This window comes from Catellatospora paridis (assembly GCF_009720365.1).
GTDB lineage: Bacteria > Actinomycetota > Actinomycetes > Mycobacteriales > Micromonosporaceae > Catellatospora > Catellatospora paridis.
This window is the reverse complement of sequence record NZ_ML769320.1, coordinates 199,318-209,275: the sequence shown is the minus strand read 5'-3', so window position 1 is coordinate 209,275 and position 9,958 is coordinate 199,318. Positions and strand designations below refer to the sequence as shown.

The window sequence follows — 9,958 nt, the reverse complement described above, 5'->3', positions numbered from 1 at the left end:
TTGCTCTCCCGCTGGGCGCCCCCCCCCCCCCCCGCGCCGGGGTGTCCCCCCCCCCCCTCCTCGACCCTTTGCCTCCTGATTAGACTGCGCCAGCTGAAGTGCCGAGCGTTAGGCTGACGAAGCGCCATGCCGGCGCGCACAGGGGGCTCAAACTGCTCCGGATTCTATGGTCGGACGTGGTCGAACATGGACTTGTATGGTGGCTCGGTGAAGCTTGCGCAGTGGGCGCGCTGGCTGCTGACTAATCTCGATGGTGGCACCCTGCGCGGGGCGGCTGTCGGTTCGTTCGATCACGGCACGCGGGTCGTCCACCGCGGGGACTGCGTCGCGTGAAGAAGTTCCAAGTGCAGCCCGGTTTTGTAGTGCAGGCGTGCGCGACGAAAGCCAAGCTTGCGCTGCACGTCCGAGCCTTCGACTGCGACGTCTGCCCGCTGGTGATGGACCGCGACGCCAACGCAGCACGAAATTTGGCCGCCCTCGCAGCGGCCGTGACGACTGGTACCGGAGTGGCCGGAGACCAGGACGCGCAAGCGTCGAAACCTCGTGGAGCCGACCAGAAGACCCGCACCACCACCCGACCGCGCAAGCGGCCGGGTGGGCGGGCAGGTGGCGCAATCCCGCGCCAGCGGACAGAAGCGAGAGACCGTACTCAGGACACCGAAACGCACCCGCGCAACGGTGACACCGTGACGGACCTTCCCGCCCGAAAGGCCGGGACTACTGATATCCGACTATGGAATCCGTAACGGCACGTTCATGCAGCCCGACAACGGTTACGCCTACTATCTGCAGCAGCTCAACGAGTGAACGGGCCGACATATGGCTGTGAACTGGGCCGACGACGCCCCCGCGACGGAAGCCGCCTGGACGCGGCTCACCCCGGCGGAGCGTACGTCGATCGAGCGGATCGACGCCGAGCGCCTGGAGCGCGAACGCGCGGGTATGTCACCCCGGTTCGCCGCCGTGCTGCGCGAACCGAAGTACTCGGTCTGCAGCAGATTCCGGCTCTGGGAACACCTGATCGGCCGCCTGGAGCAGGACCGCCTCGACGACGGCTACCTGATCGACCTCTACTTCAACGACCTGGCCAGCCGCGACTCGCTCGGACTGATCCTGGAGGCCCACCCGGAACTCGCCGACGGGGAGCTGGGTTCGCTGCTGGGCGCGCTCGACCGCAGGTTCGACGCGGCGACCGCCTTCGACGGCGGCGCGGAGCGGCGGCGCTGGACCTCCCGTTTCGAGTCCGAGCAGCTCAGTCCGCGCTGGTCCCGCCGGCCACGCGAGCTGCCCTGGGAACACTGAGCGCGTTCGCCAGGTGCCGGAGCCGCCCGCCTTCAACTCAACGGCTCCACCTGCACCGGCAGCTGAGAAAGGAAGGGCACCTTCACAACGTTATGCGTTGCAGAAGGTGCCCTTCTTAACGGTTCACCGCCCGCGGGCAGGCATCGGTCAGCGCAGCGGGTCCTGGACCCAGGCCTGGGGGAAGTCACCGGTGATCGGGGCGAAGTGGCCCATCACCCGGTTGGCGTCGCCCTGGCTGATCGAGGGCGTGCCGGGGCTCAACGACGCCGCCTGCGTGCCGCTGTACGCGTACCCGGCCGCGTTCTTGGCCGACTGGATCCGGCGACCGTCGATCTCCACGAACGGGCCGGAGGTGTCGAGGTCCGCACGGTTGTGGGTGTTCACCCACCACCACGCGCCGCCGGTGGCCAGCCGCGCACCGCTGTACGTGGCGACCCGCCCCGGGCGGCCCACCGCCTCGAAGGAGCAGTCCGTCATCCGGGTGCCCGGCGGCGTCCAGGCCAGCCGGAACCCCACCACGCAGCGGCGCACCCGGTCGAAGCGCACCAGGCCCGCCGTCGCCAGCACCTCGGACCGCTCGGTCTGCGGCTGGTCGTCGACGTGCAGGACGACCTGCACCCAGGTGCCCGGCGCGGGCTGCCAGGTCAGCGAACCGTACGACTGCCGGCCCGCCACCCGGTCGCTCAGCCGCAGCGTCGCCGGCCTGCCGTCGAAGGTCACCGGCTCGGTGGACACGGGCGGTGGCAGCGGCTCGCCGCGTCGGGCGGCCACCAGGCCCTGCTCCGTGTCCGCCGCCAGCACCTCGTACCGGCTGAACGCCGCCGCGTCGCTCACCCGGACCACCGTCAGCGACTCGTGCCGCTGCCCGGTCGACCACGTCATCCTGACCGCCGCCGGGTCGGCGGCGTCCAGGTACAGCAGCTGCCCGGTGCCGACCCGTCCGCCCTGGCCCAGCGGCTTCGCGGCGGCGACGTACGGCGGCCGGAACGCGCCCACGGCGGCCGCTTCGCTCGGCAGAGCCGGCAGTGGGCTCACCGATCCACCGCGCGACGGTGTGGACGGTCCAGTGGTCGCCGCACTCGGCTGCGTCGCGGTGTCCACGCCAGGAGCCGCCGCGGTGCCCCACGGCACCGCCGACAGCACGCCGCCGACAGCCAGCACCGCCACGGCGGTCCCGCCGGCGACCAGGGCGTGATGGATCCGACGCCGGCGTTTGCCCAGCCGGGTGGCGCCGGCGAGCAGGCCTTCCAAGTGCACGTCGCCATCGGCACGTTCGTGCAGCGCGGCGCGGATCGTCTCGTCGATGTCGGTGTTCACCGGTCTCCTCCTCGGGCAAGGGCCGCCGGCACGTCCAGGTGCCGGCGGAGGGTGGCGAGGGCGCGCATCGCCTGGGTGCGGACGGTGCTCGGCGCGCAGTCCAGGATCTCGGCGATGGCGGCGTCGTCGAGGTCCTCGTAGTAGCGCAGCACCAGGGTGGCGCGCTGCTTGGGCGGCAGCTCGGCCAGCAGCCGCCAGGCGGCGTCGCGGTCGGCTGCCGCAGCGCCGACATCCGTGCGGTCGGCGCGGTCGGCGACGTCGCCGACCGCGAGTTCGCTCGACGAGCGGCGGCGCTGCCGGCTGATGTGCGCGTTGACGAGCATCCGGCGCACGTACGCGTCGGGCTCACCGAACTTGACGATCTTGTTCCAACGGGCAAAGGCTCGGCCAAGCACCTCTTGCACGAGGTCCTCGGCCAGGTGGCGGTCGTGGACGAGCAGCCGCGCCAGGCCGACCAGACGCGCGCCGCGTAATCGGACGTACTCCTCGAATGTGATCATCGGCAGGTCCTCCCCGTAGATGAACCGGTCGACCTGAATGCACGCGGCCCGGACCCCAGATGTTGCACGCCCCCGGGCCGGGCTTGCGTACAGGACGGTGACCGGCACCCCACCAGGCGGCTCCAGATCAGGTCAGGCCGGACGGGAGGCAGTCCGGTGCCTGGGCACGGTCGGTCGGCGGATACGACAGTGGGCGGACGCCGCCACGGCGCCCGCCCACTGTCGTGCTTGCTCAGATCCTGCCGACCCCCGCTCCCGCGGTCACCGCGGCAGGCACGGCCGTGGCGCTCTGCAGGGTGTACGAGTAGAAGCTCCCCGGCTCCGTCACGCTCCCGCCGGCCTCGCAGGCCCCCGAGTTCACGAACGCGTTCGCGCGCTGGACCAGGCGGCCCGGGGCGCTGTCGGCGTACCCGTTCGTCGAGTGGCACGGGAACGCCACGTTCTCGAAGTAGTTGCCCTCCACGACCACGCCCGCGTTCTCCGTGGACGCGACGCCGTACAGGCCGACGTTGCGGTAGTAGTTGTTGTACACGTGCACCGGCTCGCCGAACCGCACCCGCGGATGCCGCTGGTTCGAGCCGTCGAACAGGTTGTGGTGGTAGGTCACCTTCAGGTGCCCGATGTCGTCGGGGAACGTGTCCGAGTGCCCGAGCAGCATGGACTTGTCGGTGCCGTGGAACACGTTCCAGGACACGGTGACGAAGTTCGACTGCCGCTTCACGTCGACGGAGCCGTCGAAGCCCGGCCAGAACTCGTTGTGGTCGATCCAGACGTGGTGCGAGGCGTTGTGCACGCTGACCGAGTCGTCGGACGCGTCGCGGAAGGTGATGTTCCGGACGATGACGTTGTTGCCGGGCCGGGTGGTCGAGCCCATCTGCAGCCCACCACCGGTGATCTCGGCTGTCGTGCCGACGCCGATGATGCTCTTGTTCGCCACTACGGTGATCATGCCGCTGACGGAGATCCGTCCGGAGACCATGATGGTGTACGGCTCCGCCCGTCCCGCGTAGTCGGCCAGTTGCGCCGCGCTGGTGACGGTGACGGTCTGCCCGCCCGCGCCGCCGTACGTGCCGTTCTGGCCGAGGGAGTTCACCGAGGCGTAGCCGTCGGCCTGGCCCGGCGGAGGCGGGGGCGGCGGGCTGGTGCTCGGGCTCGGCGAGGCCGGCGGTGAAGCGGGTGTCGACGGTGAGGCCGGTGCCGATGGATCGGGGCCGCTGCCGGTGACGACCTGCACGTCGTCGAAGGCGGCGCTGGCATATGAGCCGATCAGCCCGATCCGGCCCGTGGGGAACGTGCCGTCGGTGGCCGACACCAGTTGCACGCCGTTGACGGACCCGCGCAGCGTGCTGCCGGTGAGCTGCAGGGCGAGGGTGTGCCAGGTGCCCGGCACGACCGTGGTGGCCGCCTGGGCCAGCACCGTCACCCCACCGCCGCTGGTGCGGCGCAGCTCGGCGCGGCCCGCGCCGACCAGCACGAGCGAGTAGAAGCTGGATGTGCTCGACGCGCGGGCGGCGATACCGGCCGCGCGGGTGCTGTTGCCGAAGGCGATGGGCTTGACCCGGGCCGAGACCGTGTAGTCGGTCCAGGAGGCGGTGCCGGACAGGGACTTCGCGTCGGCGCTGGTGCTGCTCTGCCGGTAGGCGCGCGAGCCGTCGACGACGACCGACCAGCTGCCGCCCGAGCTGCTCCAGCCGGTGGCGTTGCCGTCCTCGAAGTCGTCGCTGAACAGGGTGGCCGCGGACGCGGCGGTGGTGAGGCCGACCGCCAGGGCGAGGGCGGCGGCGATGGTGCCGGCGAGGAGTGCGGTGCGCCGGCGGTGCGGGATCGTCATCTCTCCTCCGGATCACGTGCGAGATCGGGGTGGCCGCGGCAGTCCGCGTTCGCGGGTCGCCGGCGGGCAGGTCAGGTGCGGTGCGGTGCGGAGATGGGAAGGGCACCTTCTACAACGCGGAGCGTTGTGAAGGTGCCCTTCCTTTCATCAGATGCGGCCGGCGCCGGCGCCGCCGGTCACGATCGACTTGATCGAGGACGCCGTTTGGAGGGTGTAGGAGTAGGGGATGCTGTTGACGGAGCCCCCGCCGCTGGCGGGGCTGCCGGAGCCGACGAAGTAGTTGTTGCGCTGGACGATGGCGCCCACGGGAGAGTCCGCGTAGCCGACCGCGGTCGGCTCGTCGACGTTCTCGAAGTAGTTGCCCTCGACGAGCACACCCGCGCCGCAGGTGGAGGCGACGCCGTACTCGTTGCCGTTGTAGTAGTTGTTGTAGACGTGCACCGGGTTGCCGAAGCGCACGCGCGGGTGGCGGGTGCCGGAGCCGTCGAACCAGTTGTGGTGGTACGTGACGCGCAGGTGGCCGATGTCCTGGCTGCCGTTGTCGTCACTGTGGCCGAGCAGCATGCTCTTGTCGTGGCCGTAGATCCGGTTCCAGGAGACCGTGATGTAGTCCGAGCCGCGCTTGATGTCGATCGCGCCGTCGTAGCCGTTGGTCAGGCTGTTGTGGTCGATCCACACGTGGTGCGAGCTGGTCTCCACGTTGATCGCGTCGTCGTCCCAGTCCCGGAAGTTGATGTTCCGGATGATGACGTTGGAGACGTTGCTCAGCGTCAGGCCGCCGCCGACCAGGGTCGCGTTCGAGCCGACCCCCAGGATCGTCTTGTTCGAGGCGACCCTGTTCATGCCGCTGAGCGAGAACGAGCCGGAGAACGTGATGGTCTTCGCGCCCGACGAGTTGATCTCGCTGAGGAACTGGGACGCACTGGTCACGTTGACCGTGCTGCCTCCCGCGCCACCGGTGGTGGTGCCGGAGACCGTCGCCCAGCCGACCAGCCCGGTGACCGGCGGCTGCGGGCTGCTGGGCACGGACGGGGAGGGGGACGGGGGCCGCGGTGACGCCGACGCCGACGGCTGCGGACCGCCGGTGGTCGGGGCCGGGCCTGCCGCGTCGGAGACCACGACGTCGTCGAACCGGGCCGTGGCGTACGACGTCACCAGCACGATCCGCCCCGCGCCGAACGCGGTGTTCGTGCCCGAGGCGACCTGTGCACCGTTGACCCAGCCGGTCAGCGTGGATCCGCTGGCCGTGAGCTGCAGGGTGTACCAGGTGCCGGTGCTCACGGTCAGGTTCACGCCGCCGATGACGGTGACGCTGCTGCCGTTGACCACCTGCAGTTCGGCCCGCCCGGAGTTGAGCAGGGCCAGCTGGTAGCGGGTCGAGGACCCGGTGGACCGCGCGCCGAGCGCGGCGTAGCGGCCGGAGCCGGAGAAGCCGGTCGGCTTCACCCGCGCGGTCACGGTGTAGTTGGTCCACGAGGTGCTGCCCGCGAACTGGCGGGCCAGTTCACTGTCGACCTTGCCCTGCTGGAACGTGCCGGTGCCGTCGGTGACCACGGACCAGTCGCCGCCGGACTTGGACCAGCCGGTGGCCGATCCGCTGTTGAAGTTGTCGGAGAACAGCGTGGCGGCCATGGCGACGCCGCCGGTCAGGTTCAGCAGCATCGTCATCACGACGGCCAATGCTGCGGTGGCGGCGGCGGTCACCAGACCGGCTCGCCTGGCGCGGTGCGCGCCCGGGCTGTACGCGTGTCGCATGGAAGATCCTCCTCAGATCTTTCCGACACCGGCGCCGGCCATCACGATGGCCTTGACGTCGGCAGGATTGTCCAGCACGTAGCCGTAGTAGGCGCTGGGCTCCTCGACGGTGCCGGAGCAGTCGGGGGCGCCGGGCTCGTTGCCGGTGTAGATGTTGTTGCGCGCCACGCAGCGACCGCCCGGACCTGCGTAGCTGTTCGAGATCGGCTCCTCGACGCTCTCGAAGTAGTTGCCCTCGACCACGCAGCCGGCGTCGGTCTGGCAGGCCACGCCGACGTCGGTGTTGTGGAAGTAGTAGTTGTTGTAGATGTGCACCGGCTCGCCGTAGCGCACGCGCGGGTTGCGCTGCGGGGTCTCGTCGAACCAGTTGTGGTGGTAGCTGACCTTCAACCGGCCGGTGTCCTGCAGGTCGTCGGCGTCGTCGCGGCCCAGCAGCATGTTCTTGGCATGGTGGTGGGTGTGGTTCCACGAGATGGTCACGTACGACGAGCCGCGCTTGACGTCGATCAGACCGTCGTAACCCTGGGCGAGGTCGTTGTGGTCGAGCCAGATGTGGTGCGAGAACATCTGGACGTTGATCGAGTCGTCGCTGGCGTTGCGGAACACCATGTTGCGGATGATCACGTTCTGCACCGCGTTCGCGGGCGGGGACGTGATCGCGTCGTCGATGGTCAGGCCGATGTTGAAGCCGCCGCCGGAGATGCCGGAGTTCGCACCGACACCGATGATCGACTTGTGTGAGCTGACGTTGTACATGCCCGCCGGGACCGTGATCAGTCCCATGACGCAGATGTTGAGCGGGCCGGTCTGCGCGATCGCCGCGATCAGCTCGGCGGCGGTGTCGACCTCGACGGTCGCGCCGCCCGCGCCGCCGGTGGTGCCGTTGCGGCCCCAGGCGTTCACGGCCGCGAAGCCGACCGGGGTGCCGCCGGTGTTGCAGGTGCCGGGCGGCGGCGGTGAGCCGCTCGGCGACGGTGACGGAGGCTGCTGCGAACCCGAGGGGGTGGGCGTGCCCGGCCCGGCCGTGTCGGACACCGCCACGTCGTCGAACGCGACGCTGGCGTACGACGCCATCAGGCCGATCTTGCCGGAGCCGAAGGTGGCGTCGGTGGCCGAGGCCACCTGCGTGCCGTTGACGTAACCGGTCAGCGCCGAGCCGAACGCGTCGAGCCGCAGCGTGTACCAGGTGCCGGGCGTCACTGCGACGGTGGCGGTGGCCAGCGTGGTGACTCCGCCGCCGGAGACCCGGCGCAGCTGCGCCGTGCCGGAACCGGTCAGCACCAGCGAGTAGTAGTTGGACAGGCTCTGCAACCGGGCGGCCACGCCGACCGAGCGCGAGGAGTTGCCGAACGCGATCGGCTTGACCCGGGCCGAGACCGACTGGCCGGTCCAGGTCGAGCCGGCCTGCGCCTTGGCGTCTGCCCCGGTGCTGGTCTGCCGGTAGACCTGACTGCCGTCGGCCGTCACCGACCAGCTGCCACCGGACTTGGACCAGCCGGTGGAGTTGCCGTCTTCGAAATCGTCCGAGAACAGCGTCGCCGCGTACGCGGTCCCGCCGAACCAGGTTGCCCCGAGCGCCACGACGAGGGCTGTGAAGCCCGCGCCCAACGCCGCGGCCAGTCTGCGACGCCGTGGAGCCGCGCGCATGGAGATGGACATGAGCGGTACCTCCTTGGGAGGAACCGCACCCGGTGGTCCGGCACGGGTGTGCCGGAGGGCGCCACCAGGGTGCGGGAGCTCTGTTGCCGTCGGCGGACCTTGCCACCGCGGCGGCGGTGTCCGGCGGCCGGGCAGGGGCCGACCGCCGGACACCGGGTCAGCGGGCGCCGAGCCTTCCGGCACCGGAGAGCAGGGTGGCCAGCGGCACCGCCCAGCCGGGCAGCGGCTGGTACGCGCGCAGCGTGGGCGTCCAGCCGGCGTCGGCGCCGAAGTCCGGGTCGTTGGCCGTGTTGTACGCCGCCAGCAGGTTCAGCGGCCCCGGGCGGCCGGTGCCGACCCGGCCGAAGCTGCCGCGCTCGGTGACGGCGGTGCCCTTCCAGTCCTTCAGCACCCGGTCGGCGGTGATGCCGTCGGTCAGCGTGAAGTGGTTGTTCTCCAGGTACACCGCGGACTGGATGCCCAGGCCGACGCTGTAGTCGTAGAACTCGGCGACGCGGAAGGTGTTGTTGTACACGTCGACCTGGCCGAACCGCACCCGCGGCGCGCGCTGGCCGACCCCGTCGAACACGTTGTGCCGCAAGGTGGTCCGCAGCTTGCCGACGTCCGGGCCGACCGTGTCCGAGGAGCCGATGAGCATGGTCTTGTCGTGGTGGGTGAACACGTTCGCCGACACGGTGACCAGGTCCGAGGTGTGCGTGATGTCGCACGCGCCGTCGTGCACCTGCCAGGGACGGCCGAAGTACACCGGCTGGTTCGAGTCGGGATTGTCGCCGTCGCTGAAGGTGTTGTGGTCGATCCACACGTTCGTCGAGCGGCGCACCGAGACCAGGTCGTACTCGGAGTTCCAGTTGCCCTCGGCGCCGTCGGTGGGCCGCCAGCGCGGGAAGCAGTCCGCGGCGTCCTCGAAGTTGAGGTTGCGGACGATCACGTTGTTGCCACCGTCGATCATCAGGGTGAGGTGGCGCAGCGTGGCGTTGCCCAACCCGAGGACCGTGGTGTTCGGGCCGACCTTCAGCTCGGTGCGGGCCCGCTGGTTGGCCACCGAGCGGACCCGGGCCTGCTCGATCGGGCCGCTCGGGTCCGTGGCGCGGCCCCAGACGGCCGGGTCGTACGCGGCGAGGTAGCTCTCCAGCGTGTAACCCGGGTCGGCGAGGTCCGCACAGGTCAGCGCCGCGCCGTCGGCGGTCTTCAGGCCGTCGACGACACCCTCGACGAAGACGATCTTCGGCTCGGCACCGGTCAGTGCCGCGGCCAGCTCGTCCCGGTTGCGTGCCACGAACACGTGGGCGTCGTCGGCGGCGGAGCCGCCCGTCGTGCCGGCGCCGGCGGCGGCCCAGCCGTCGTTGGCCGCGAGCGGCTGCCGGGCGAGCTGCTGGGCCCACCAGCCGGGGCCGCTGGGGTCGCCGGTCGCCACCGCGGGCGACGCGCCCGTCAGCAGCAACAGGACGCCGAGGGCGGATCCGGCGGCTGCCCGCCGGATCCGGCGGCGACCGACCACACTGTCTCGCATTCGCATCGCGCTCTCCATATGTATCCGATGTGTTACCTCATCAGGAACATAAGAAGCGCCAACAGTGAAGTCAATGGATTGAAA

Annotated in this window: 8 protein-coding genes; 2 read left to right on the top strand and 6 right to left on the bottom strand. The window is 70.4% G+C overall.

What is annotated here, in order from left to right; genetic code table 11:
* Nucleotides 1–207 precede the first annotated feature (207 nt).
* Both F9C41_RS41885 and F9C41_RS23470 read left to right on the top strand, forming a co-directional pair.
* A complete protein-coding gene (locus F9C41_RS41885) occupies nucleotides 208–333 on the top strand; it encodes a hypothetical protein (RefSeq protein ID WP_269058961.1) in 126 nt (41 codons plus the stop codon).
* A gap of 486 nt (nucleotides 334–819) precedes the next feature.
* Entirely contained in the window at nucleotides 820–1,302 is a 483-nt protein-coding gene (locus F9C41_RS23470) for a hypothetical protein (RefSeq protein ID WP_155388976.1), read from the top strand.
* 147 nt (nucleotides 1,303–1,449) lie between these two features.
* On the opposite strand, the gene F9C41_RS23465 is transcribed toward F9C41_RS23470, so the two are convergent.
* From F9C41_RS23465 to F9C41_RS23440, 6 genes are all read right to left on the bottom strand, one after another.
* Nucleotides 1,450–2,619, bottom strand: coding sequence for a hypothetical protein (locus F9C41_RS23465; protein ID WP_155388975.1), 1,170 nt, complete (start codon nucleotides 2,617–2,619; stop codon nucleotides 1,450–1,452).
* Nucleotides 2,616–3,116, bottom strand: coding sequence for a SigE family RNA polymerase sigma factor (locus tag F9C41_RS23460; protein ID WP_155389039.1), 501 nt, complete (start codon nucleotides 3,114–3,116; stop codon nucleotides 2,616–2,618). Before F9C41_RS23460 ends, F9C41_RS23465 begins: the two co-directional genes overlap by 4 nt.
* A gap of 235 nt (nucleotides 3,117–3,351) precedes the next feature.
* Nucleotides 3,352–4,950: a pectate lyase family protein gene (locus F9C41_RS41875; RefSeq protein WP_155388974.1), complete on the bottom strand. Its 1,599-nt coding sequence runs from the start codon at nucleotides 4,948–4,950 to the stop codon at nucleotides 3,352–3,354.
* Nucleotides 4,951–5,097: 147 nt separating this feature from the next.
* Nucleotides 5,098–6,705: a pectate lyase family protein gene (locus F9C41_RS23450; protein ID WP_230689926.1), complete on the bottom strand. Its 1,608-nt coding sequence runs from the start codon at nucleotides 6,703–6,705 to the stop codon at nucleotides 5,098–5,100.
* A 12-nt stretch (nucleotides 6,706–6,717) separates the two neighbouring features.
* Nucleotides 6,718–8,364, bottom strand: coding sequence for a pectate lyase family protein (locus F9C41_RS23445; protein ID WP_230689925.1), 1,647 nt, complete (start codon nucleotides 8,362–8,364; stop codon nucleotides 6,718–6,720).
* A gap of 157 nt (nucleotides 8,365–8,521) precedes the next feature.
* Nucleotides 8,522–9,880, bottom strand: coding sequence for a pectate lyase family protein (locus tag F9C41_RS23440; protein ID WP_230689923.1), 1,359 nt, complete (start codon nucleotides 9,878–9,880; stop codon nucleotides 8,522–8,524).
* Nucleotides 9,881–9,958: the final 78 nt, after the last annotated feature.